Source organism: Paraburkholderia sp. UCT31, assembly GCF_014397655.1.
Taxonomy (GTDB): domain Bacteria; phylum Pseudomonadota; class Gammaproteobacteria; order Burkholderiales; family Burkholderiaceae; genus Paraburkholderia; species Paraburkholderia tuberum.
Window position 1 is genome coordinate 60886 of the sequence record NZ_VZQP01000006.1, and the last position, 22611, is coordinate 83496.

The 22611-nt window shown below is 65.2% G+C and carries 25 protein-coding genes; 9 read left to right on the forward strand and 16 right to left on the reverse strand.

From position 1 onward, the window contains the following. Positions 1-21: 21 nt before the first annotated feature. Positions 22-753, reverse strand: coding sequence for a TenA family transcriptional regulator (locus F6X40_RS06155; RefSeq protein ID WP_090807609.1), 732 nt, complete (start codon positions 751-753; stop codon positions 22-24). A gap of 327 nt (positions 754-1080) precedes the next feature. Between F6X40_RS06155 and F6X40_RS06160 the strand changes: the two genes are divergently transcribed. Genes F6X40_RS06160 through F6X40_RS06170 form a run of 3 tightly spaced genes read left to right on the forward strand, consistent with a single transcriptional unit; the run spans position 1081 to position 2037 of the window. Beyond that, positions 1081-1389 carry a 2Fe-2S iron-sulfur cluster-binding protein gene (locus F6X40_RS06160; RefSeq protein WP_187627150.1) on the forward strand — a complete coding sequence of 103 codons (309 nt, stop codon included), beginning with the start codon at positions 1081-1083 and terminating at the stop codon, positions 1387-1389. Further along, entirely contained in the window at positions 1386-1706 is a 321-nt protein-coding gene (locus F6X40_RS06165) for a hypothetical protein (RefSeq protein WP_187627151.1), read from the forward strand. The genes F6X40_RS06160 and F6X40_RS06165 overlap by 4 nt, the downstream gene beginning before the upstream one ends. A 52-nt stretch (positions 1707-1758) precedes the next feature. Beyond that, positions 1759-2037 carry a 2Fe-2S iron-sulfur cluster-binding protein gene (locus F6X40_RS06170; RefSeq protein WP_187627152.1) on the forward strand — a complete coding sequence of 93 codons (279 nt, stop codon included), beginning with the start codon at positions 1759-1761 and terminating at the stop codon, positions 2035-2037. Positions 2038-2248: 211 nt separating this feature from the next. On the opposite strand, the gene F6X40_RS06175 is transcribed toward F6X40_RS06170, so the two are convergent. Then, positions 2249-3805: a hypothetical protein gene (locus F6X40_RS06175; RefSeq protein ID WP_187627153.1), complete on the reverse strand. Its 1557-nt coding sequence runs from the start codon at positions 3803-3805 to the stop codon at positions 2249-2251. A gap of 334 nt (positions 3806-4139) precedes the next feature. Between F6X40_RS06175 and F6X40_RS06180 the strand changes: the two genes are divergently transcribed. From F6X40_RS06180 to F6X40_RS06205, 6 genes are all read left to right on the forward strand, one after another. Further along, complete coding sequence (locus F6X40_RS06180) at positions 4140-4835, forward strand: GntR family transcriptional regulator (RefSeq protein WP_187627154.1); 696 nt, start codon at positions 4140-4142, stop codon at positions 4833-4835. 182 nt (positions 4836-5017) lie between these two features. Continuing rightward, a complete protein-coding gene (locus F6X40_RS06185; protein WP_187627155.1) occupies positions 5018-6502 on the forward strand; it encodes an amidase in 1485 nt (494 codons plus the stop codon). Positions 6503-6559: 57 nt separating this feature from the next. Further along, complete coding sequence (locus F6X40_RS06190) at positions 6560-7894, forward strand: MFS transporter (protein ID WP_187627258.1); 1335 nt, start codon at positions 6560-6562, stop codon at positions 7892-7894. A gap of 108 nt (positions 7895-8002) precedes the next feature. Then, the gene (locus F6X40_RS06195) at positions 8003-8458 is read left to right on the forward strand and encodes a MarR family winged helix-turn-helix transcriptional regulator (RefSeq protein WP_187627156.1); all 456 of its coding nucleotides are present in this window, start codon (positions 8003-8005) and stop codon (positions 8456-8458) included. A gap of 56 nt (positions 8459-8514) precedes the next feature. Beyond that, positions 8515-9783 (forward strand): M20 family metallopeptidase, encoded by a 1269-nt coding sequence (locus F6X40_RS06200; RefSeq protein WP_187627157.1) that lies wholly within the window; start codon positions 8515-8517, stop codon positions 9781-9783. After that, positions 9780-10424, forward strand: a complete 645-nt coding sequence (locus tag F6X40_RS06205) for a trimeric intracellular cation channel family protein (RefSeq protein ID WP_187627158.1) — start codon at positions 9780-9782, stop codon at positions 10422-10424. The genes F6X40_RS06200 and F6X40_RS06205 overlap by 4 nt, the downstream gene beginning before the upstream one ends. A gap of 15 nt (positions 10425-10439) precedes the next feature. On the opposite strand, the gene F6X40_RS06210 is transcribed toward F6X40_RS06205, so the two are convergent. The 14 genes from F6X40_RS06210 to F6X40_RS06275 all read right to left on the reverse strand — a co-directional run bounded on the left by F6X40_RS06210 (position 10440) and on the right by F6X40_RS06275 (position 22021). Beyond that, the gene (locus F6X40_RS06210) at positions 10440-11759 is read right to left on the reverse strand and encodes a VWA domain-containing protein (RefSeq protein ID WP_187627159.1); all 1320 of its coding nucleotides are present in this window, start codon (positions 11757-11759) and stop codon (positions 10440-10442) included. A gap of 51 nt (positions 11760-11810) precedes the next feature. Next, the gene (locus F6X40_RS06215) at positions 11811-12305 is read right to left on the reverse strand and encodes a TadE/TadG family type IV pilus assembly protein (protein ID WP_187627160.1); all 495 of its coding nucleotides are present in this window, start codon (positions 12303-12305) and stop codon (positions 11811-11813) included. Further along, positions 12302-12754, reverse strand: coding sequence for a TadE/TadG family type IV pilus assembly protein (locus tag F6X40_RS06220; RefSeq protein ID WP_187627161.1), 453 nt, complete (start codon positions 12752-12754; stop codon positions 12302-12304). The genes F6X40_RS06215 and F6X40_RS06220 overlap by 4 nt, the downstream gene beginning before the upstream one ends. Before the next feature lie 52 nt (positions 12755-12806). After that, the gene (locus F6X40_RS06225; RefSeq protein ID WP_187627162.1) at positions 12807-13775 is read right to left on the reverse strand and encodes a type II secretion system F family protein; all 969 of its coding nucleotides are present in this window, start codon (positions 13773-13775) and stop codon (positions 12807-12809) included. Positions 13776-13803: 28 nt separating this feature from the next. Beyond that, the gene (locus F6X40_RS06230) at positions 13804-14781 is read right to left on the reverse strand and encodes a type II secretion system F family protein (RefSeq protein WP_187627163.1); all 978 of its coding nucleotides are present in this window, start codon (positions 14779-14781) and stop codon (positions 13804-13806) included. A 52-nt stretch (positions 14782-14833) separates the two neighbouring features. Continuing rightward, complete coding sequence (locus F6X40_RS06235) at positions 14834-16195, reverse strand: CpaF family protein (RefSeq protein WP_187627164.1); 1362 nt, start codon at positions 16193-16195, stop codon at positions 14834-14836. A 39-nt stretch (positions 16196-16234) separates the two neighbouring features. Then, on the reverse strand, positions 16235-17446 hold the full coding sequence (locus F6X40_RS06240; RefSeq protein ID WP_187627165.1) for a CpaE family protein: 1212 nt from the start codon (positions 17444-17446) through the stop codon (positions 16235-16237). Positions 17447-17514: 68 nt separating this feature from the next. Then, positions 17515-17817 (reverse strand): hypothetical protein, encoded by a 303-nt coding sequence (locus tag F6X40_RS06245; protein WP_184072797.1) that lies wholly within the window; start codon positions 17815-17817, stop codon positions 17515-17517. Positions 17818-17838: 21 nt separating this feature from the next. Further along, positions 17839-19752, reverse strand: coding sequence for a type II and III secretion system protein family protein (locus F6X40_RS06250; RefSeq protein ID WP_187627166.1), 1914 nt, complete (start codon positions 19750-19752; stop codon positions 17839-17841). Between the two features lie 112 nt (positions 19753-19864). Next, complete coding sequence (gene cpaB, locus F6X40_RS06255) at positions 19865-20689, reverse strand: Flp pilus assembly protein CpaB (RefSeq protein ID WP_187627167.1); 825 nt, start codon at positions 20687-20689, stop codon at positions 19865-19867. Positions 20690-20725: 36 nt separating this feature from the next. Next, positions 20726-21268 carry a prepilin peptidase gene (locus F6X40_RS06260; protein ID WP_187627168.1) on the reverse strand — a complete coding sequence of 181 codons (543 nt, stop codon included), beginning with the start codon at positions 21266-21268 and terminating at the stop codon, positions 20726-20728. A gap of 30 nt (positions 21269-21298) precedes the next feature. Beyond that, on the reverse strand, positions 21299-21469 hold the full coding sequence (locus F6X40_RS06265) for a Flp family type IVb pilin (RefSeq protein WP_184024399.1): 171 nt from the start codon (positions 21467-21469) through the stop codon (positions 21299-21301). A gap of 68 nt (positions 21470-21537) precedes the next feature. Continuing rightward, the gene (locus F6X40_RS06270) at positions 21538-21708 is read right to left on the reverse strand and encodes a Flp family type IVb pilin (protein ID WP_184024396.1); all 171 of its coding nucleotides are present in this window, start codon (positions 21706-21708) and stop codon (positions 21538-21540) included. A 100-nt stretch (positions 21709-21808) separates the two neighbouring features. Then, on the reverse strand, positions 21809-22021 hold the full coding sequence (locus tag F6X40_RS06275; protein WP_184072789.1) for a hypothetical protein: 213 nt from the start codon (positions 22019-22021) through the stop codon (positions 21809-21811). Positions 22022-22611: the final 590 nt, after the last annotated feature.

Sequence of the window (22611 nt, forward strand, 5' to 3'; positions counted from 1 at the left end):
GTTGCGCGCGCCGCCGCGGGTTCAACTCGCGAGTTCGAGTTCGGGCAGCGCCAGGTCCTGCTCGACGTAGTCGTAATAGAGCGCGGTCGTATAAAGCAGACGCATCTGCGCACCGATCTCGCAGATCTTCAGGCAGCGTTGCTGCAACTCGGGCGTGTCGGCATGTTCGAGCACGATCTGATAGCCGCGCTCGCCATGAATCTCGTCCGACACGATGTGCAGATCGAAGAACTCCACTTCCTCGTCGGTGAACTGGTATTTGTCGCGCAGCGTCGGCGTCTGCTTGCGATAGATCGACGGCACCTGCGATTCCAGACCCACGACGAGCGCCGCGACCGCGACGATCGGGTCCTCGCGCATCGCCACCGAATAACACCATGCCTGCAGGCCTCGCGTGGTCGGCGACATGTTGTCGGGATCTATCACGCGCTCGCGCGTCGTGCCGCACGCTTCGGCGAAACGGATCAGCAGATCGGTATGACGGTCACCGCCGATTTCCTCTTCGTACATGTTGGCGAGCAGAAAGTCCTTGGCCTCGGTGAAGCGGTCCGGCGTGCGCGCATAGATGTAGGCCAGATAGTCGGCGAACGGGCCCACGTAGTGATAGTGGTTCTCGGCCCAGCGCGCGAGATGCGCGCGGCTCAGCTTGCCGCTCGCCCATGCGATGCTGAACGGCGCCTTGTTCGCACTCTTGCCTTTGATGGCGTCCTCGAGCGCGGCGCGGAAGTCATCACGGTTCATCAATTCAGCCATTTCAAGCTCCTGACAGGTAGGTAAAAGGTTGGCGTTGTCGAAAGCCCGAATGCCGTCGGGCACGGAAGGAACAGTTGAGCTAGTGTAGCGCCTTAGTTGAATACTGTATACCGCTATAGCTGAATTGCGCAAACCGTTCGAGGAAAGAGCGCTCCGTCTACGCGCCGTTTCATTGCGGCCTGACCGCGGAAAACCTAGGAAAATGGACCTATATGCACGCCAACTGCCGCTGTCTTCGGCCCTAGCCGAGGCACCATCCGGCAGTAGACGGTATACTATATCCTTTTATTCAACTACACTAGATCCGAGTGAATCACGGAGAGCGTTATGCCAACAGTGGTATTTCACAAAAATGGCGCGACCCATCAGGGCGAGGTCAAGGAGAACACCAACCTCGTCGTGCGCGCCGGCATCAAGCAATTCCCGTTTCCGCATCTGCGCTACGAATGCGGCATGGGCAAGTGCTCGAAGTGCGCGTGCCGCGTGATGTCCGGCGCGCAGTATCTGCCCGAGCCCAACTGGAAGGAAAAAAAACAGCTCGGCGAGCGGCTTGCGCAGGGTTATCGCCTCGCGTGCCAACTATGGATCGAGCACGACATCGAACTCGCGCAGGACGATCTGGAGCAGGCAGCATGAATACGCGCTCCGTCGCGGCCGGCACGCACGTGATCCTGACGAGCAAGCCCGGTCAGTACCGCACCGAGGCGACCGAAGGCATCGTGCCGCTCGCCACCTTCGACTACCTCTACGGCGGCCGGCATATCGCCACGTTCGTCATCGCCGCGCTCATGAAAGAAACGAAGATCAGGGTGATCGACGAAGCCACACCGTCGGCGGTCAATCTCGTTCCCACCAGGTTCCTCGAAAAATTCGCGACGCCTGAAGCCGCGCTCGAGTCGCTGCGGCGGCTCGCGGGCCACGCCAACGGCGCCGCGCAACTGACCCCGCGCTAGTTGCCGCGCCGTTTCATCCCCTCCTCTCCGAACCCAATACGTAAGCCTCCGAATGATCCAGATTACTTTCCTCAGCAACGACAGCAAGTCGGTCAGCGCGCCGCCCAACAGCAATCTGCTGCGCGTCTCGCTGCGCGAAAAAGGCGGCATTCCGTTCAAATGCGGCGGCGGCTTGTGCGGCACCTGCAAATGCAAGGTCGAACACGGCATCGAACATACCGATAACGTGAAGGACAAGGAAAAACGCCATCTGAGCGAAGACGAAATCAAAGCTGGCTATCGGATGGCCTGTCAGACTTTCGTCAATGGCAATGTCAGCGTGTCATGGTGAGTTAGCAACACAATAGTGAGTCAAACTGGGACGCCGGCTTCGATGCACTGAAGCCGGCGTTTTTGCTTGTCGCTGCGAGGCGTAAAACGTAGGCCGCAACTCGCGGGCAAAGCGCGCCGACGATCAAACCGCCAAGGCCTTGCGCATCGGCAAACCAACGCGCAAGGCCCGGCAAAAACCGCGCGGACGACACGCGCGTCCCGCCCCCCCATCACCAGATCAGAATCGCCACCAACGTCGACACCACCAGGCCGGACACCACCGGCAGCAACAGATAGCGCACCGCCTGCAACACCGGCACACGCGCGAAGCTCGCCACCGCCGCGAGCGCCGACCATGCGGTCAGCGTCTTGCCGGTCCACACCGAACCCATCTGGCCGATCGCCGCGAGCGTCGACACGTCGAAGCCCACCGTGCGACCGAGCGCGCCCGCCAGCGCGCCGGTCAACGGCAAACCGGCGAAGCCCGAGCCGTCGATGCCCGTCACCATGCCGGCCAGCAGAATGCCGTACGAGACGAAGAACACGTTGTGCGGAATGTAGACCTCGCCCGCTTTCACGAGATCGGCAAGCAGGCCAGGGGCATGGGTACCGGCGGGCAAGCCGAGGATCGGCGCCGCGGTGCCGGCCACGCCGATGAAGAAGAAGCCCGCAATCGGCAGCACCGAGCTCATCGCGCGAAACGAAAACACCAAGCCCTCGGTGACGTGCTCGGCCGTGCTGCGGCACATCGCGCGATAGTCGCGCGCAGCGGCTACCGCCACCATCAGCAACGCGGAGACGCCGCCGACGAGCGCCGCGGCCGCTGCGCCGCTCGCGCCCTTGAAGCCGGGGATCAGATGCGGCAACACCATGTAGACGACGATCGCGAGAAAGGCGACGGGGATCACGATCGCGAAGCAGCGGGACCAGCGCTCCTGCCACGGCGTCAACAGGTCGCGCGACGACAACAACAACGCCCGCGAGCCGCTCGCGCCGCTGACCTGGCCGCCGTCGCCGACCGACGCATGCTGCGGTTTGCCGCGCCGGATGCGCGCGCGACTCGTGCCGGCCGCGGGCGTGACAACGGCATTCGCCGTGACCTGGGTCGCTTCCCAGCGTTCGAGATGGCGCGCATCGGGCGCCTGGATCTGCTTGCGGATACGCAGATAGGCGATCAGGAACGCGATGCCGCCCGTGATCAGCGACAGCAGCAGCGCCTTGTCGGCAACGTCCGGCATCGCGACCGCGGCCGCTTTCGCGCTGATGCCCGGCGCGACCTTCATCACGTAATCCGACGACAAGGCCGTGCCGAGTCCCGCGATGCCGATGCACAACGCCGCGCCCAGCGGCGGCACGCCCGCGTAAATCGCGGCCGGCAGCAGAATGCCGGCGATCAACGGCACGGCCGGCGTCGGCCAGAAGAACAGCGACAACACGTAGCTCACGAAGCCGAGCACGAAGAAGCCGACGTGCCCGTTGACCATGACCGCGCGAAACGGCTGGACCATGCGCACATCCGCGTTGATCCGTTTCAGCGCGTTGAGCAACGCGGTCATCAGCGAAATCACGAGGAAGATATTGAACAGCTCGCGCGCCGCCGTAAGCGGCGCGAAGAACACCGCTTCGATCGCGGTCGACACCTGGCCGGAAAAAGCGAAGACGGTGGCGAAGGTCGCGAGAATCGCGGGCGCGACGACATTGGCGCGAAACACCAGCGTCGCGATGATAGAGACGACACCACACAGATAAACCCAGTGCGCCGACGTTAGAACGACGTGAGATTCCATTGCTTCTCCTGACTGCGCGGACCTGCGAGCGTGGGTGGAATGCGGCTGATTTGAGATAACCGCTTGGTATACTATGTACTAAATAAAACTGGATCAACGGCTGTTTGCTTGAGGTTTACCCGCATTCGTCGGGGCATTTCAAAGAAGAAGAATCGAGCGGCAGCAGAACTCCCGCCGTTCCCGGTAGTTACGAGGAAGCGGGGCGCGTGCTTCAATGCCCCGCCAGACAAGGCCGAGCCGGATATGTCCGTATAAGGTCTACAGTATTCGCGACGTGCACTGAGGTAAAATCGCTTGCATCACACGCCATCAGCAACACAGGTTGGAGATCCTTATGAAGACCGAAGCGGACACGACCGCGGCAAGCGGCGCACAGGGGCAATCGAGCGCGCCGATCATGCATCAGCAGCTGTCGCATCTCGTCACCGCGCGGCTGCGCGAAGCAATCGTCTCGGGCACGTACGCGCCCGGCGAGCGGCTGGTCGAAGGACGCATCGCCCAGGAGCTCGACGTCTCGCGCGTGCCGGTACGCGAAGCGCTGCGCGCGCTCGCCTCGGAAGGCCTCGTCGAAGTGCGGCCGCGGCACGGCGCGGTGGTCGCGTCGCTGCAGCCGTCGGCGGCACGCGAAATGATCCAGATCCGCGCGACGCTCGAGGGACTCAACGCCCGGCTCGCCGCCGAACATCGAACGCCCGAGTTGGTCGGCCAGATCGAACAGGTGCTCGCCGAAGGCAAGGCAAAAGTCGACGCCGGCGAGACGGCCGGCCTGCTCGAACTCAACGCGCGTTTTCACGACCTGCTCTACGCGGCCGGGGCCAATACGATTCTGAGCGACCTGATGCGCTCGTTGCGCGACCGCACGCGCATGCTGTTCACGAACGCGAGCGAGGCGGAAGTCCGCCAGACCTGGGACGAACACGCCGCGATCCTGCGCGCGGTGCAGTCGGGCGATGCGACGCTGTCGGCGCTGCTCGCCGAGCGGCATGTGATGCGCGCCGCCCAGCACTATCTGGCGAACAATGCGCGTTGAAACGGCCTTTGAAACGGCCTTTGAAACGCGCGGCATAGGAAGCGAGGCGCGGCACACGCCACCGCGCTCGCCTTACGCCACCCGATAATTTCGTCGACTACGCTGCAAGCCACTTGACAGGCTGAATTTGGCGATAGACGGTATACAACATACCGATCATCAATCGCCCTCTCAGGCCTTTCATGACACCAAGCTCCTCCCCACCCGCCGCCACTCAGGCGGAGCGCTACCGTTACGCCACTGTCCAGCAGGCCGCGCACGACATGCGCGCCGGCGAGATCGACGCCGCCTCGCTCGTCGCCGCGTGCGAAGCCGCATTCGAGGCCGACAACGGCCTGCTGAACGCGGTCGTCGTATCCGATTTCGACGCCGCCTACGCCACCGCCGAAGCACGCGACGAGGAACGGCGCGCGGGGCGGCTGCGCGGCCCCTTGCACGGCATTCCGTTTACGATCAAGGAATCTTTCGACGTCCGCGGCTGGCCGACGGCCCTTGGCGACCCCGCGCATCGCGAGAACATCGCGAGTGCCAATGCGGACGTCGTGCAACGCCTGCTCGACGCGGGCGCGGTGCTGCTCGGCAAGACCAACGTGCCGATCTATCTGCGCGACTGGCAAAGCTATAACGACCTCTACGGCACGACCCGCAATCCGCGCGATCCGTCCCGCACGCCGGGCGGTTCGTCGGGTGGCAGCGCGGCGGCCGTCTGCGCGGGCATGTCATTCTTCGACGTCGGCTCGGATGTCGGCTCATCGATCCGCAACCCCGCGCATTTCTGCGGCGTCTTCTCGCACAAGACCACGCATGGCATCGTGTCGCTGAAAGGCCATGGCATCGGCGGCGGCATGGCGCAGCCCGACATCAACGTCGCGGGTCCGCTCGCGCGCTCGGCGCGCGACCTCGAACTCGTGCTCGGCGCGATCGCCGGTCCGGCCGGCGAAGCCGCGAGCGCGCTGAGGCTCGCACTGCCACCCTGCGAGCGCACGGACCTGCGTGAATTCCGCTTCGGCGTACTGACCAATCATCCGCTCGCCGACGTCGACGGCCCGGTAGAGGCGTGCCTCACGCGTCTTGGCCGGCAGCTCGAAGACGCCGGTGCGACGGTGGTTTGGGACGCGCGCCCCGCGCTCGACGCCGCGCAACTGATGCGCGCCTACGTGCTGCTGCTGCGCGCGTCGACCTCGCACTATCTCGACGACGACGCCTTCGCCGCCGCGCTCACAGCAAGCGCCGCCGAGGCCGCCGACGCGTCGTCGTACGCCGCCTTGCAATACGCGGGCACCGCGTTGCGTCACCGCGACTGGCTGCTGCTGCAAAAGCAGCGCGACGCGTTTTGCGAAGCATGGCGCGAGCTGTTCGGCACGATCGACGTGCTGCTGTGCCCCGCCGCCGCGACCGCCGCCTTCACGCTCGACGAAACCGGGGCGCCGTGGCAGCGCACGCTCGACGTCAACGGCCGCCCGCAGCCGATGACGACCCAGCTGTTCTGGGCCGGCCACTCGGGTCTGTGCGGCCTGCCATCGACGGTGGCCCGCGCCGGCACGACCGCGGACGGCCTGCCGATCGGCGTGCAGATCGTCGGGCCGCTCTATCACGACCTGCGTTCGCTGCGGGTGGCCGCGCTGCTCGAGCAGGCGGGACTGTCGTTCGTCGCGCCACCGCTATAACACCCACTCGCATTCTCGAGGCGCCAGCCGCCACCTCATCCTCGCCCGGAGTCCTCCATCATGGTCTGGTTCGAATCGCTGTCGAAGAACGAGAAGAAAGCCTTTGCGGGAGCGTTCATGGGTCATGCCGTCGATGTGTACGACTTCATGATCTACTCGTTCCTGATCCCCGTGCTCGCCGCGACCTGGCACATGAACAAGGCCGTCGCGGGCAGCATCGTCACCTACACGCTGATCGCGTCGCTCGTCGGTGCGATCGGCGCGGGCCTGCTCGCCGACCGCTTCGGGCGCGTGCGCATTCTGCGCTGGACCATCGTGCTATTCGCGCTCGCATGTTTCGCGTGCGGTTTCGCCAACTCGCCGCTACAGCTCGCGCTGTTTCGCATGCTGCAGGGGCTCGGCTTCGGTGGCGAATCGTCGCTATGCATGGTGCTCGTGACCGAGATCATCAGGAATCCCGCGCATCGCGGCAAATTCTCCGGCTTCGCGGCGAGCAGTTATTCGTTTGGCTGGGCCGCCGCGGCGATCGTCTATAGCGTGCTGTTTTCGTGGCTGCCGGCGGAGTGGGCGTGGCGCGGCTGCTTTTTTATCGGCATCGTGCCGGCGCTGCTGGTTGTGTATCTTCGGCGCGATCTAAAGGAGCCCGAAGCGTTCTCGCGCGCGCTCGGAAGACAGCACTCGCCCGCCGCGTTGGAAGGACTACGCCGTGTCTGCGCGCGGCCGCTCGCCGGCAAGACGATCCTGTGCAGTCTGCTGTCGGGCGGCATGCTCGGCAGCTACTATGCGATCGCGACGTGGATGCCGACCTATCTGAAGCTCGAACGCGGCCTGTCGATCTTCGGCACGAGCACCTATCTCGCGATCATGATCCTCGGCTCGTTCGTGGGCTACGTGCTCGGTGCGTATTCGTCGGACCGCATCGGCCGACGCCTCACGTATATCGTGTTCGCGGCGGGCGCGTTTTCCATGGCGCTCGCCTATATGGCGATTCCCGCGTCGAACGGCGCGATGCTCGTGCTCGGCTTCCTGCTCGGCGTGCTGATGCAGGGAACGTTCTCGGGCATCGCCGCGACGATCTCGGAGAGCTACCCGAACGAAATCCGCGCGACCGGCTACGGCGTGGCCTACAACATGGGGCGCGTCATCGGCTCGCTGTTCCCGCTTGGCGTGGGCTGGCTCAGCACCGGTCATATGGCGCTCGACTCCGCGATTCCGCTGGTCGCGGGCGTCGGTTATCTGTGCGTGATCGTCACCGCGTGGATTCTGCCCGAGACCAACGGCATCAGCCTCGATTCGCTCGGCGGCGAGCAGACCGATTCAAGCGCTTCGATCGAACCGATGGGTGTCGCCGCCCGCGTGGCCCAATCCGGCTCCGGGCGCGACGCTCGCTAACACTTCCCCTGTCTCGCACCAGGGCGGCGTCCGCGCAAGTATTTGAAAATTTCAACTACTTGCCTATAATGCTTGCACTGCGTATGACGCGGACAGCGGAGCAAATTCTTGTATTCGGACTTCCTGACTTTCAGGCTCGACCTGACCAGCGCGTTGCTGATCAACCGCGCGAACCTGGTCTACCGCGAGCGCTGGGATCTCGACGTGCGTGCGTTGCGCGTGCTGCGCCTCGTCTGCGCGGAGCCCGACATCACGCCCAAATCCGTTTCACAGCGCGCGCTGATCGAAAAAACGCTGCTTTCCAAAGTCCTCGCCGAGCTTGAAACGCGCGGCCTGATCACGCGCAACATGCATGCGTCTGACCGCCGTAGCATCGCGTTGCGCGCCACGGCGCAAGGCCTCGGAGTTGCGCAGGCATCCGAAACGGTCGGCACCGAACTCGAGGTCGAGCTCGCGAAGGCGCTCAGCGAGAACGAGCGCAAGACGCTCGAGCGTCTGCTCCGCAAGCTTTCGCACAGCCTGCTCGAAAGCGAGTCCGCAAGCGCGCCGCCTGCGAGATCCTGACGGACGATCCGCATTGCGCCGCTTTCCCTTGCGCTCACGCTAACAAGGAGCCCTCCATGTCAAAGCTGATCGAAACGATGGCGACCGCGATCGACGCGTTGCTGCCTGAACTCGAAGTGATCTACAAAGATCTGCACGCGCACCCCGAGCTGTCAATGCAGGAGGTGCGCACCGCGGGCATCGTCGCGGACTACGTGGAAAAGCTCGGTTACGAGGTGACGCGCAACGTCGGCGTGACAGGCGTCGTCGCGTTGCTGCGCAACGGCGACGGTCCCACCGTGATGCTGCGCGCCGACATGGACGCGCTGCCGATGGCCGAAGCGACCGGCCTGCCCTATGCGAGCACGGTGAGGGCGAAAGACGAAGACGGGCTCGAAGTCGGCGTCGCGCATTCGTGCGGCCACGACATGCACGTCACGTGGCTGCTCGGCGTCGCGCGTCTGATGGCAGGGCATCGCGACGCATGGCGCGGCACGCTGATGGCCGTGTTCCAGCCCGGTGAGGAAGTCGGCCGCGGCGCGCGCAGCATGCTCGACGACGGCATGACCACGCGCTTTCCGAAGCCCGACGTGATTCTCGGCCAGCACGTGATGGTCGGCGCGGCGGGCTCGGTCGGCTATCGCAGCGGCACGATCCTGTCGGCCGGCGACAGCATCAAGATCAAGCTGTTCGGGCGCGGCGCGCACGGCTCGCAGCCGCAGACGTCGATTGATCCCGTGATCATGGCAGCGTCGACGACCTTGCGTCTGCAAACCATCGTGTCGCGCGAAATCGCGCCGAGCGACAGCGCCGTGCTGACCATCGGTTCGCTGCAAGCCGGCACGAAAGAGAACATCATCCCCGACGACGCGACGCTGAAGCTCAACATGCGCACCTACGACGAAGACGTGCGCGAGTACATGCTCGGCGCGATCCGCCGCATCTGCTGCGCCGAATGCGCGGCGTCGAACGCGCCGCGCGAACCCGAATTCACGACGCTATCGAGCTATCCGCTGACGATCAACGACGCCGCGACCACCGAGCGTGTGCGCAACGCGTTCGAGGCGCAGTTCGGCGAGCGCGCGTACGAATCGCCGCCGGCCGCCGCGAGCGAAGACTTCAGCGTGTTCGGCCGCGAATGGAACGTGCCGTACTCGTTCTGGTTCGTCGGCGGCACGGACCCCGAGGTGTTCCGCAAAGCGCTCGCCGCGAAAAAACTCAACGAGATTCCGAGCAATCACTCTCCGAAGTTCGCACCGGTGCTCGACCCGACCCTGCGCACGGGTCTCGAAGCCATGTTGTGCGCGGCCGGTGCGTGGCTCGACCAACACGAAACCACTCAGTGAATTCACACGCCGTCTATACCATTCTCGATCTGATCGGCACCTTCGTGTTCGCGATCAGCGGCGCGGTCGCCGCGCGTCAACGACGGCTCGACCTGTTCGGCATCGTCGTGATCGCCTTCATGGTCGCGTGCGGCGGCGGCATCGTGCGCGACCTGTGCATCGGCGCGATCCCGCCTGCGGGGCTGTCGAACTGGCGCTATCTGGCGACCGCGCTCGCCGCGTCGGCGGTGACGATTCTCGCGTATCCGCAGGTGCGCCGGCTGCGTCAGCCGGTGCTGTTCTTCGACGCGATCGGGCTCGGTCTGTTCGCGGTGTCGGGCGCGCAGAAAGCGCTCACGTACGGCCACAATGCCGAACTCGCGATTCTGCTCGGCGTCGTCAGCGCGGTGGGCGGCGGAGTGATGCGCGACGTCGTGCTCTCGCGCGTGCCCGCGATTCTCGAGCGCGAGATCTATGCGTCGGCCGCGCTGTTCGGTGCGGCGGTGCAGGTCGGTTTTTCGTACGCGGGCTGGACGGACTGGTGGACGCCGTGGTTCGCAACGTTGGCTTGCGTGTTGGCGCGGCTCGCGTCGCTGCGCTATGGCTGGCGGCTGCCGGTCTTCCAGGGCAGACGCACGGCCGAGACGCGCGACAACTCATAACGAGCCCTTCGCGCTTCAGCTCGCGGTTTGCGGAATCAGCCGCGGCTTGGTCAGGCTGTACGCGATCTGGCTGAACAACGTATTGAGGCTATTGGTGCCGCCTGCCGCATTCGAGCAGGTGTCCGAGTAGAAATACGACGGACCGGACGCGATCGACTGCATCGTATTGCACGCGGTGAGCTTGTCGTTACCGTCGCCGCAGCTCGGCGCCGACGCGGCCTCCCCGCCCAGATACGCGACGGTATAGATCAACGTGCCGGTGCTGGTTTTGATCGTCGACGCCGCATTGATCGCGGCCTGGCACTCGCTTCCATAAGTGCTGCTGTACGTGCTGCCGAGTTGACTCGTCGACGACGACGCAACACCGTCGCTCAACAGAATGATCACGTTCTGCCCAGCCGGACTCTGCGTCGACGACTTCGCGACGAGCGCCGATTGCGCAGCCGTAAGCGCCTGCGCGTAGAACGTGCCGAGACCGCCCGGCGCCGACATGCCGCCGCAACTGCCGCCGCCCAGCGCCTGCACGATACCCGAGCTCGTGCTGACCGAACCGTTGCTGCCGAGATAGCCGGTGTTCAGCGACGAAACCTGGTAAGTCGCGCCCGACGCCGAATAGCTGCCCGCGATGGTCGGCGCCTTGCCGGAGCACGTGAAGTTATAGGTGGACGACGTTTGCGGCGGAAACGCCATCAAGCCGACGTTGTCTCCCGCATTGGTCAAGCCTGTCAGCAGCGTCAACGCGCCCGCCTGAGCGCACGCCAGCCGCGTCTGCGCGACGCCCTTCGAGTTCTTGCAGTTGCTGTCCGTCGTCGTGGCCATCGATTTCGTGGCGTCGAGCACGATCATCACGTTGTAGAGCGCGGGCTCCGCGCCGCCGCCCGCCCCGGCTCGCGAGGTCGCGGAAACGGTCTGCGAACTCTTGCCGAACACGCGCGCGAAATAGAGCGGCACGGTCGCCGTTTGCGTGACCTGGATGCCGTTATAGCCCGAGGTCGCCTGCTTATATGGCAATGTGACGCTCGACAACGTGAGACCGGTGATCGTCGCGCTGGCGGGCACGACGGCGGCAGGCAGCCTGTTGTTGTACCCCGCCGTGAACGCCTGCGCGTCGCTTGCCGCGGTGGTCCACGATTGCGTCCAAAGGTCGACCGCGCCCGACAGCGCCGCGGCATCGGTTGCGCTTTGCAGGCGCCGCTGGCTATACGCCAGGTAGCCGAAGTCGACGCTGATTGCGACAAAGCCCAATAGCGCGACCATCGATACCGCCACGAGAACGGAAACGGCGCCGCGCTGACGCCGACGCGAGCCACGCGAACTACGGTATGTCGTTTTCATGATTTCACGCCCCTCCCAAACGGTCGCACCGCTTTTGTTATTCATGCGTCGTCATTGCACCCGCTCCACCGCGCTCGCATTGAGCGCGGTCGGCATCATCGCGTACAGACCCGACAGGCTGCCCTTGAACAGCGGCGCGAACGTGTAGGTGACGGTCACGGTCGCCGTGCCGACCGCGCTCGTGCCGCCGGCGCTGCTCAGATCGGCGGCGCAGCTCGAATCGCTGCTGCACGCGACGCCGTTCACCGACGTCGCGATCGACAGATTCGACGTATTCAGAAGCGCCGCCGAGGTGCTTACCTGACCTTGCGTGGCCGAGTACGGCGTGCTGGTGCCGCGTTGCGACGCGAAATAGCGCGCGCCCGACGAGGCCGCATTGACGACCATCACGTAGTTGCCGAGCAGCCAGCCAAACTGCGCGATGCCGAGCAGCACCAGCAGCAGCAGCGGCGCGACCAGCGCAAACTCGACCGCGGCGACGCCCTTCTGTTGCTTGTGACCGATTGGCGGTGTCGTTCTCCGCTTCGGACGAATGGCTGCACTCATTGCACGACCTCCGACATGGTGGCGCTCAAGCTGGGGGGCATGATGCCTTTGAGGTTATCGAGCGTGCCGCCGAAGAGCGGCGCGAACGTATAACCGAGCTGCACCTTCGCCTGCGTACCCGCAGCCGGCGCCGGCGTGCTCGACCCCAGTGCGCTGGCGCACGCGCTATCGCTCGTGCAGGACGTGCCGCCGACGCTCATCGAAATCGTCAACGTGCCGTTCAGCGCACCGGTCTGCGAATGAATCGCGGCAGTCGCGTCGGAGTATGGCGATGCGTAACCGCGCTCCGCCGCGAGCTGATGTGCGCCGAGCGAGGCCGCGTTGGTCAGTACCAGATAGTTGTTGATCAGCCAGCCGAACTGCACGATGCCGAAGATCAGCGCAAGCAGCAGCGGCAGCACGAGCGCGAGTTCGACCGCTGCCGCGCCACGTTGTTTTGTGCGTTTCACCGGCTCCCTCCGTTCGTTCCACATGTCGGTCCACCCGCGACGAAGTGCGTGGTCATGCACCACCCGCCATGCTCGGCAGCAGATCGCGATAGATATGAATCATCGCGGGCCCCATCAGCACGACGAGCAGCGCCGGAAAAATGCAGAACATCAACGGAAACAGCAACTTCAGCGCGATCTTCGCGGCCCGCTCCTCGGCGCGCATCCGTCGGCGCGTGCGCAGCGTATCGGACAGCACACGCAGCGACGCGCCGATGCTGGTGCCGAAGCGCTCGGCCTGGATCAGCATCGCGCTGAACGAGTCGATGTCTTCCACACTGGTGCGCAGCGAAAAATTGCGCAGTGCCTTTTCCTTCGAGAAACCTGAACGCATTTCGAGCAGCATCAGTTCGAGCTCGCTCGCGACCACCGCGCTGCGAAGGCGGATTTCCTCGCCGACTTTCATCAGCGACGCATCGAGGCCCAGACCCGCTTCGACACACACGGTCAGCAGATCGAGCGCATCGGGAAAGTCCTCGACGATGCTGCGCTTGCGCGCTGCGATGCGGCGCGACAGCACGACGTTCGGCAGGTAGTAGCCGAGCGCGGCCAGCACGACCAGCACGATCGCGCGTTCGAGCAGCGAATTCGCGAACGACAAGCCGTACAGCGCGAGCATCGCCACGAGCGGCAACGTCAGCGCGAGCGCGGTCTTCGCCGCCAGATAGATCGGCGCGGCGTTGGCCGAGCGCCAGCCGGCGGTCATCAATTGCAGGCGCAGTGCGGATTGCTCCCAGCCGTCCTTCGGCACCGACAGCTTCGAGATCGGCTGCGAAATCTCGACGAGCTTTTCGTACCACGGCGTCTGCGCGGCGGCGGCGAGTTGCTCCGGCGCCGGGACGGCATTCGCGCCGCCCGCCTGCTCGATACGGCGGCTCATGTCGCGCGGCGTGCTTAGATGCATCGCGCCGAACGCGGCCGCGAAAACGATCGCGAATACGCCGGCAAGCAACAGAATCTGCGTGATGTTCAGTGTTTGCATGGTCCTTCTCCGATGAGCTCTCGCCCGCTCAGACGCGAATCTTCACGATGTGCCGCATCCACAGAATGCCGAACAGCATGGCCACGCTCGCCACCGCGATCATCTTGACGCCCGCCGGGTCCTGCCACAGAACGTTCAGGAACCCGGGGTTGATCGCCATCATCGCGGCGCCGACGCCGAACGGCAGCAGGCCGAGCACCCACGCGGACATCTTGCCTTCGGCGGCGAGCACGCGAACCTTGTCGAATAGCTTGAAGCGGTCGCGGATCAGCGCGGTGATGCCGTCGAGCACTTCGGCGAGATTGCCGCCCGTCTCGCGCTGGATCACGACGGCGATCACGAAGTAACGCAGATCGCGAATCGGCACGCGCGTCGCGAGATTGGTCAGCGCCTCGCTGATCGACACGCCGTAGTTGATCTCGTCGAACACGATGCGGAACTCGCCGCTCATCGGCTCGGCGAACTCGGTGCCGACCATATCGATCGCGCCGGTGAACGCATGGCCCGAACGCAACGCGCGCGACAGCATGTCGCAAACGTCCGGCAGTTGCCGTTCGAGTTGACGGATGCGCCGGTTGCGCCGCCGCTGCACGTAGGCGAGCGGCAGCAATCCGGACAGCGCCGCGGCGCCCGCGATGAAGACCCACGGCATCGCGAGGCTCGCGCCCGCCATCAGCACGAACGGCGGCCACACCGCGCAGGTGCCGACGAGTCGCCCGACCGACCACGATAGCCCCGACTGCTGCAGAAACAGATCGAGCGCATGCACGCGCGGAATGCGCAGCAGCAGCCGCGTGAGCACCGCCGAGTCGGCCATCGTGCGCGTCTTCAGAATCGAAAGACGCTGCCTGCTCAACGCGCCGCCGGCGGATACCGCGCGAATCCGCGAATCGACGCGGCGCGCGACCGGGCCGTGCCGGCTGTTCCAATACTCGTAGACGCCGCTCGTCGCGAGCACCACGGCCGCGAACAGCAGAATGATCGACGCGTAGAAAATCGGGCTCATGCAAGTCTCCTGAAACACCGGGCGAGCGGTCGGTGCGCGTTGCCCATACTCGTCATGTCGTTTCGAAGCGACGCGCCGGATCGTAGACCTGCTCCGAGGGCGCCACGCCGAATGCCTGCAAGCGCTCGGCGAATTTGGGCCGCACGCCGGTCGCGCAAAAATGGCCGCGCACGTTGCCCTTCGTATCGACGCCGGAGCGGCGGAACACGAAGATCTCCTGCATGTTGATCATGTCGCCCTCCATGCCGGTCAGCTCCGAAATACTGACGATCTTGCGGCGGCCATCGGTCAGACGCGTGGCTTGCACGACCACCGAAATCGCCGACGAAATCTGCTGGCGCATCGTGCGCGTCGGCAGCGACAGGCCGCCGAGCGTCATCATGTTTTCGAGGCGCGTCAGCGCATCGCGCGGTGTGTTCGCGTGGATCGTCGACAGCGAGCCTTCGTGACCGGTGTTCATCGCGTTCAGCATGTCGAGCGCTTCGGCGCCGCGCACCTCGCCCAGAATGATGCGGTCGGGCCGCATCCGCAGCGCGTTGCGCACCAGCGTGCGTTGTGTAATCTCGCCGCGTCCCTCGATGTTCGGCGAACGCGTCTCCAGCCGCAGCACGTGTTGCTGGCGCAGTTGCAGCTCGGCCGCGTCCTCGATCGTGACGATGCGCTCGTCGCCCGGAATGAAGCCCGACAGCACGTTCAGCAGCGTGGTCTTGCCGCTGCCCGTGCCGCCCGACACGAGGATGTTCACCTTCGCGCGCGCGAGCGCATCGAGCACTTCGGCCATCGGCGGCGTCAGGCTCTGCAATTCGATCAGGTCGGCAACCTGCAACGGATTGGCGGCGAAACGGCGGATCGACAGCAACGGACCATCGATCGCACAGGGCCGGATGATCGCGTTCACGCGCGAGCCGTCCGGCAAGCGCGCGTCGACCATCGGGCTCGATTCGTCGATATGGCGGCCGACGCCGGAGACGATCTTCTCGATGACCTTCATCAGATGCGCGTCGTCGTAGAAGGTCACATCGGTCGCTTCGAGACGGCCACGGCGCTCGACGTACGTATGACGATGCGTATTCACCAGAATGTCGGACACGGTCGGGTCGCGCAGCAGCACTTCGAGCGGACCGAAGCCGAACATTTCGTCGTGCACGTCGCCGACGAGTTGCCGGCGTTCGAGATCGTTGGCGGGCGCCTTCTGATCTTCGAGAATGCGCCCGATCAGCGTCGCGATCTCCTGGCGGACCTGCTCGGGCGGCAGGCGCGACAGCCGTTCGAGCTCGACGCGTTCGAGCACCGCCTGATGAATCTCGCGTTTCAGTTTCTGGTAGGCGCCGCGCAACATGCCGGCGCCCGCCGGGTCCTGGCGTTCGCCCAGCGGCTGCACGCGTTGCGCGGAAATCTGCTCACGAAGCGACATGACGTTCCCCTGTTCTGATCGTGTAGCGTTGCAGCACGGTTAAAGCGTTTCGAGTTTCGGCGACGGCTGGCGGCCCAGCAGCCGCCCGAACAGCGACTCGCCCTTCGCGCGCGAACGCCCCGGTTGGGTCGCGCGTGCCGCGATGTTTTCGGCGAGCGCCTGCAGGCTGCGCGCAACCCCGCTGCCGCGCGCGGTCTTCGACACCGGCAGTCCCTGGTTCATCGCATCGGTCACCGTTTCGGCATCCTCGGGGATCACCTGATACGCGCTCATGCCGAGCACGGATTCGAGCGCCGCGCGCGGCCGCTCGCCGTGACGTGTATAGCGGTTCAGGATCAGCCGCATCTGCTCCTGCGCGTAGCCGAGCGAGCAGAGAATCTCCTGCAGCCGGCGGCCGGCCCGCACGTGCGGCATGCTCGCCTGCAGCACGAGATGAATCTGGTCGCTGCGATCGAGCGCGAGCATCGACAGCTGGTTCAGCGTCTGGCCGAGATCGAACAGCACGAAGTCGTAATGCGGCGCGGCGACGCCGAGCAACCACTCGAGACGGTCTTCCTTGATCTCGGCCGCCTTCACCGGGTCGCCCGCGCCGGCGAGAATATGGAAGCTGTCGCTCACGTGCACGAGGCTCGTGTCGAAGAACGCGGCATCCATGCGTTCGATCTGCGCGCAGATTTGCGGCAGTGTCGACGGCGGCGTCTGGTCGGAGACCAGAAACGCGGCATCGGCGAACTGCTGGTTCAGATCGATCAGCAAAACGCGCTTTTTCTGCGGCAGAGTCGCGATCGCATGCGCGACGTTCGCGGCGATGAAGCTGGTGCCGGCGCCGCCCTTGCACGACATGAACGACAGAATCCGCGTATCGCGCGTGCCGCCTTGCAGGCTCTGCGCCTGCGCGCGCTGCAGCGCGTCGCCGAACTGGCGCGAATCGAGCGGCCAGTTCAGCACGTCGCGAAAGCCCGCGCGCATCGCGGCGATCAGCGTCTGCGGCGATGCGTCGGGAATCAGCAGGATGCAGGTGAGCCGCCCATGCTCGCGATGCAGGCGCTCCACCACCGCGAGCTCCGCATCCTTCAGCGACGCGGCGTCGACGATCAGCACGTCGAACGCGTCGAGCGTGTCGCCGCGTTCGCCGAGCAGCGACGGCGTGCCCATCGCGCGCGTGATCCGGTAGTCGCCGGCTTCGCCGCTCAGATGCGCGATCTGCGCGAGCCGTGCGCCGTCTTCAGAGAGAGCCAGGATGTTGATCATGATGTTCCCAACCGAGCTGTCGAATTAACCGGCGGACGGCGCGTCCGCCCCATGCGCCGCGTTCGCCATTACTGACTGCCGCCGCTGCTGCCGATACCCATCACGAACGGATTGAACGTCGTGACCGGCGTCTGGAACGACTTGTCGTACTGCTGCTGCGCGGCGACCGCGGCCTTGCCGTCGACGCCCGGTGTGGATGGCGTGTGCTCGCCCGCATGGGGATCGATGATCTGCATCTGCGTCACGGTGCGCACGGCGTCGCCGACGTGTGCGTCCCAGATCGGCGAGCTCGACATGCAGCCGCTCAACGAGCCGCCCAGCATCAGCAGCAACGCCGCGCGGCGCGGGATCAGAAGATGTTCGGGTTTCATGAGAGTCTCCTTCGCGGCGCGTTATGGGTTGGGCTGGGCGGCCTTGATCGTCGGATAGCCCGGGCTCACGGCGTCGGCTTTGGCGAGTGCGGGTTCGGCGTCGGTGTGCGCTTGCGCTGCCGACGCTGCCGTTGCTGTCGTCTTGTCCGGTGGCGGCACCGCCGCCGACGGTGCCGGCCGGTCCGCCTGGGTGTCACGCGGCAGCAGCGCGGCGGGCGCGGCCGAGCCTTCGGTCGGTGCCGGCGTCGGAACCGGTGCGGGCAACGCGGGTTGCGTTTGCGGTTGCGCGGGCATCTGCGGCGCATTCGGGTTCGCGGCGCCCGCTGCCTGCGCTGCGGGCCGGCGGCCTTCCATGTTGCCGGTCGCGTAGACCGTGCCGTCGGATACACCGGTGAAGCTATCGGTCGGCAGCGGATAGTCGCCCGCCGGCAGCGGCTTCACCAGATGCACGGTGACGATGAAGATCAGCTCCGTGCGATCCTGCTGGAACGACGTGCTGCGAAACAGCGCACCGAGCACCGGCACTTCGCCGATGCCGGGCAGCGCCTTCAGCGAGCCGGTGATGTTGTTCTGGATCAACCCGCCGATCGCGAAGCTCTCGCCGTCGTTCATCTGCACCGTCGTCGACGCGCGCCGCGTCGTGATCAGCGGCAGCACCGAGGTGTTGCTCGTGCCGCTCGCCGACACGGTGACGCCGGTCGGCGACAGTTCCGATACTTCCGGCGCGACCTTCAGATTCACGCGGCTACCCGCGAGCACGGTCGGCGTGAATTTGAGGCCGACGCCGAACTCTTCTTCCTGCAGCGTGATCGTCGAGCCGCCCGAGCCGTTGCTTTGCGACACCGGAATGAAGACCCGGCCGCCCGCGAGGAACGACGCTTCCTGGCCGCTCAGCGTGACGAGGTTCGGCTCCGCGAGAATCTTGCCGAGGCTGTCGCTCTTCTGCGCGTCGACGGCGATATTGAACGGCCTGTTGTTCGCCTTGCTCACCGCGATACCACTGCTGACACCGGCGAGCAGGCTGCTCACGAGCGCACCGGTCCACGAACCGAAGCCGCCCTGGATGTTGACCGCCGCGCCCAACTGATTGAGCAACGTCTTCGACACCTCGGCGACCTTTACTTCGAGCATCACTTGCTGCGGCGAATCGACCGTCATCATGTTGATGACTTCGGAACCCTTGCTAACACTCGAGCTTTGCTGCGAGATCGTGCCGCCGTTACCAAAGCTCGCGGTGCTCGCCTGGTCTTGCTGGGTGGGCTGCGCGCCTGCGTAAGCGCCGGCGATGGTCATCGCCTGCTGCGCAGCCTGCCCGCTCGACACGCGGCCCGCGAGCACGAGATTGCCGGCCGCGCTCGACACGCGAATGCCGCGCTCGTTCGGCAGCAATTGCGCGAGTGTGCGTTGCAGCCCTTCGGCATCGACGCCGACGCTCACGTCGATGATCTGGCATGCGCCGCTGCGGCCCTGCACGATCATGTTCGTGGTGCCGACGCTCATGCCGACCACGTACAGCGTGCGCTGCGACACGAGCGTCGCCTGCGCGACGACCGGATTGCCGAGCGTGCGGTTGCGCGCGGCCTCGACGAGCGGCACCAGAATCGACTTGCCGACTGCCACCGACACGCTCGATTCGTCGCGAATCTCGCCGGTGCAGTTCGGCCCGGTCAGCTGCGCGGGGGCGACCACCCTGCCGCTCGTCGCGCCGGTCGGCATCGGCGTGTTGCTCACCAGCATCGGCACGGCGCCCCGGCCGACCGGCAGCGGCGCTGTCTGCGCACCCCAGCCCGGCGGCATTTGCGCGGCGGCCATCGTTTGTGCCGCGCTGTCGTGTGCGGCCGTCAATCCGGCGCATAGCGCGGCGGCGAGCACCGTGCCGCCGAGCGAGCGGCAATGCTTGCCGCCACCGGATGAGAACCGTTGTGGTGTTTTCATGTTGCTGCCCCCGTCGCTCGATAGGTGTGAACCGAGACGTCTTTTAATGGCCTTCTGATTCAGATCGTGGCGCCTGACGTGAACTCGCGCAAACCCGCGCGCCGCGACCGCGCTAGAAACATTCGACGCTGCCCGTCACCCCCGACAGCACGCCGACGCAATCGCGCCTGAGCGCCGGACGCGCCGCATAGTGCGTGCGCACCGGATGCACATCGGGCGCCGCCGGCGCCGAAGCCGGCACGTCGAGCAAGGTCAGCTTGGTCGCGCCGCCGGTGCTCGGGGTCTGCTTGTCCACCTGATTGCGCAGCACCAGCGACAGCGTGCCGACGCTACGCGCGAGGTCGAGCTTCTCGGCTTGCTCGGGCGTCACCTCGAGCGTCACCGCGTTGACCACTTTCGGCGCGGTGTCATCGCGGCTGACCTGCTGCGCGACCGCTAGCACGAGGATCTTTTCGAGCACGATCTTCGAGATGCTTTGCGGCGTGTCGGTCTTATTCGTCTGCTGCGTATTGACGATCACGTCGACGTAGTTGCCCGGCAGCGCGAAGCCCGCGACGCCGACCACGTCGTTCACGCGCACGGTGATCGCGCGATTGCCTTCACCAATCACCGCTGACAAGCCACCCTTCGTGCCCTGCGGCGCGAGCTTCGATTCGAGCACCGGCTCGCCGGGCGCGAGACTCGTCAGCAGCACGCGCCCTTCAAGCGCCTTGCCGTCGGCGAACGCACCGGGCGGCACGCTCGAAGTCGGCCAACTGACCAGGTGGATCAGGTTCTGGTTCAGCGGCTGGCCGAGGCTGATTTCCGACGACGCCACCGCAACCGACGTCACCGCGCCCGATGAGGTCTGCAGCAGCCAGCGCGACGCGAAACTCACGGCCGCGAGGCCCGCCAGCACGGCGATCGTCAGCATCACTAAAGCCCGACTGTTTTTCATGGCAACACTCCCGCATCGTTCAGTGGAAACGTCCGGCTATAGCGCGGCCGCGAACAGCATTCCGAGGGTTCCGGCCGCGATCGCGACGCCGTAGGGAATCGACCCGACCGATCCGGACCGCGCATCGATCAGGTTTGGCTGTCCGAGCGGCGCGACGACGAGGCCGCCGAGCAGTTGCCGCAGATTCGCGAGCACGCGCGCGAAGCGGCCGCGGCGCAGCACGATCAGCAGAGACCAGAGCCCGCCGAGCAGAAAAGTGGCAACCGCGATCCGCCAGGTCAGCGCGGGTCCGACCCACGCGCCGATCATCATCAGCAGCTTCACGTCGCCGGCGGCCATGCCGCCCAGCAGATAGAACGGCAACAGCAAAGCGAGGCCGCACGCCGCCCCGATCAACCAGTCGAGCGCGCCGGCGAGCGGCCCGTGAATCGACATCTGCACGGCAAGCGCGACGGCGAGTCCGAGTGAGATCAGGCGATTCGGAATGCGCCGCGCGCTTATGTCCGTGCTCGCGGCCACGATCGCCAGCACGATCACGCACAGCGGTACAGGATGTGGCGGCAGAGGTGGCAGCGTCATGATGACCTCGTCAAGGATGATTGAGCCGCGTCAGACCGAGTCGGCGAGATTGTTGAAGATCGCGCTGAGGTTGGTGCCGAGCGTGGTCACGCCGCCGATGATCAGCAGTGCAATCAGGCCGGCGAGCAGGCCGTATTCGATGGCGGTCACACCGTCCTCGTCGTGAATGAAACGTGCTGCGCGAGCAATCAGGTTCTTCATGACAGACCTCCTTTTTCCAGTGGGAAGGGGACGGACGAATCGCGAGGTTCGTCCGTCGACTCGAGGACTCAGACCGAGTCAGCGAGGTTGTTGAAAATCGTCTGCAGATGCTGGCCGAGCGTGGTCACGCCGGTGATGATCAACAGCGCGATCAGGCCGGCGAGCAGCCCATATTCGATGGCGGTCACGCCGTCTTCGTCACGAACGAAACGGGCTGCGGCAGCGATGATGTTCTTCATGATTCGACTCCTCTGGAAGACTAACTAATGGAACCCGTTACCAGGATTGGCGTGGGCGATGGGACTGCGGGTACTGCAGGGAAATGCGGGAAGCTGCTGGCTAGTTTCGCCGCCCGATCAGCGTCGCGCGGTGTTTGATCCGCATGGTCGCAACGCTGGGCGACACGAACTGGAGGAAACGGGGAAAGTGAAGCGGCAGCTGCCGGGCGAGCCGCAGCATCGCGGCCGCGTGCCGCTGGCGCAGCATGGCCGCACGATGTGCGCGGCACACGGGCCTGGTATCGCCGCGCAGTCGCGTGATCTTGTTGTGCATACATCCCCCGTCTTTCGTGATTTTTTTCTTGGCGTCGGCTCGAGGCCGGCACCCGCTAGTCAGTCGACGTTGGCTCCCTCTCTCTCGCCATGGTGTGCTGCCTGTTCAGGTCCGCAGCATCGTGCCGTCGACTTCCGCGCACTCCCTATCGCAAGGACGGGACCAGCTTTGCGAGAACAGCGTAACGACGCGGGTTCGAGCCGACTGGCCTCCAGCCTCCCGCCGTATTCGCGTCCGAAATGTCCGAATGCGCAACGTTTTGCCTGACCCGCCGAACACTTCGCGGATCGCGTAATGCCCCGGCGGGCAAGGCTCGGCATTTTTTTCCCAGGACTTTCCCTACTCCGGTAAAAATGAAATTCCATCGAAAAATCGCCGTTCCCGAAGGGCGCGCCGGTCCAAAGCGTCTCATCGGCGAGACGGCTTGGTGCGTTGGCGCACATAAGACTGGCCGTTTGGCCCGCTATTTGGCGGAGTCGGCAGTGCGCGGCGCGCGGCCAGGAAAACGCGAGCTTGAAAGTCGCATCAATTTCCGCCAACAATGAGCTGACCGGTTCAGCGCAACGACACGGTTTTTAATTCGATGTCGC

What these genes read in the sequence shown, in the direction of transcription:
- F6X40_RS06155 (WP_090807609.1), bottom strand. Translation starts at nt 753, where the DNA reads ATGGCTGAATTGATGAACCGTGATGACTTCCGCGCCGCGCTCGAGGAC.
- F6X40_RS06160 (WP_187627150.1), top strand. Translation starts at nt 1,081, where the DNA reads ATGCCAACAGTGGTATTTCACAAAAATGGCGCGACCCATCAGGGCGAG.
- F6X40_RS06165 (WP_187627151.1), top strand. Translation starts at nt 1,386, where the DNA reads ATGAATACGCGCTCCGTCGCGGCCGGCACGCACGTGATCCTGACGAGC.
- F6X40_RS06170 (WP_187627152.1), top strand. Translation starts at nt 1,759, where the DNA reads ATGATCCAGATTACTTTCCTCAGCAACGACAGCAAGTCGGTCAGCGCG.
- F6X40_RS06175 (WP_187627153.1), bottom strand. Translation starts at nt 3,805, where the DNA reads ATGGAATCTCACGTCGTTCTAACGTCGGCGCACTGGGTTTATCTGTGT.
- F6X40_RS06180 (WP_187627154.1), top strand. Translation starts at nt 4,140, where the DNA reads ATGAAGACCGAAGCGGACACGACCGCGGCAAGCGGCGCACAGGGGCAA.
- F6X40_RS06185 (WP_187627155.1), top strand. Translation starts at nt 5,018, where the DNA reads ATGACACCAAGCTCCTCCCCACCCGCCGCCACTCAGGCGGAGCGCTAC.
- F6X40_RS06200 (WP_187627157.1), top strand. Translation starts at nt 8,515, where the DNA reads ATGTCAAAGCTGATCGAAACGATGGCGACCGCGATCGACGCGTTGCTG.
- F6X40_RS06210 (WP_187627159.1), bottom strand. Translation starts at nt 11,759, where the DNA reads ATGAAAACGACATACCGTAGTTCGCGTGGCTCGCGTCGGCGTCAGCGC.
- F6X40_RS06215 (WP_187627160.1), bottom strand. Translation starts at nt 12,305, where the DNA reads ATGAGTGCAGCCATTCGTCCGAAGCGGAGAACGACACCGCCAATCGGT.
- F6X40_RS06225 (WP_187627162.1), bottom strand. Translation starts at nt 13,775, where the DNA reads ATGCAAACACTGAACATCACGCAGATTCTGTTGCTTGCCGGCGTATTC.
- F6X40_RS06230 (WP_187627163.1), bottom strand. Translation starts at nt 14,781, where the DNA reads ATGAGCCCGATTTTCTACGCGTCGATCATTCTGCTGTTCGCGGCCGTG.
- F6X40_RS06235 (WP_187627164.1), bottom strand. Translation starts at nt 16,195, where the DNA reads ATGTCGCTTCGTGAGCAGATTTCCGCGCAACGCGTGCAGCCGCTGGGC.
- F6X40_RS06240 (WP_187627165.1), bottom strand. Translation starts at nt 17,446, where the DNA reads ATGATCAACATCCTGGCTCTCTCTGAAGACGGCGCACGGCTCGCGCAG.
- F6X40_RS06245 (WP_184072797.1), bottom strand. Translation starts at nt 17,817, where the DNA reads ATGAAACCCGAACATCTTCTGATCCCGCGCCGCGCGGCGTTGCTGCTG.
- F6X40_RS06250 (WP_187627166.1), bottom strand. Translation starts at nt 19,752, where the DNA reads ATGAAAACACCACAACGGTTCTCATCCGGTGGCGGCAAGCATTGCCGC.
- cpaB (WP_187627167.1), bottom strand. Translation starts at nt 20,689, where the DNA reads ATGAAAAACAGTCGGGCTTTAGTGATGCTGACGATCGCCGTGCTGGCG.
- F6X40_RS06260 (WP_187627168.1), bottom strand. Translation starts at nt 21,268, where the DNA reads ATGACGCTGCCACCTCTGCCGCCACATCCTGTACCGCTGTGCGTGATC.
- F6X40_RS06265 (WP_184024399.1), bottom strand. Translation starts at nt 21,469, where the DNA reads ATGAAGAACCTGATTGCTCGCGCAGCACGTTTCATTCACGACGAGGAC.
- F6X40_RS06270 (WP_184024396.1), bottom strand. Translation starts at nt 21,708, where the DNA reads ATGAAGAACATCATCGCTGCCGCAGCCCGTTTCGTTCGTGACGAAGAC.
- F6X40_RS06275 (WP_184072789.1), bottom strand. Translation starts at nt 22,021, where the DNA reads ATGCACAACAAGATCACGCGACTGCGCGGCGATACCAGGCCCGTGTGC.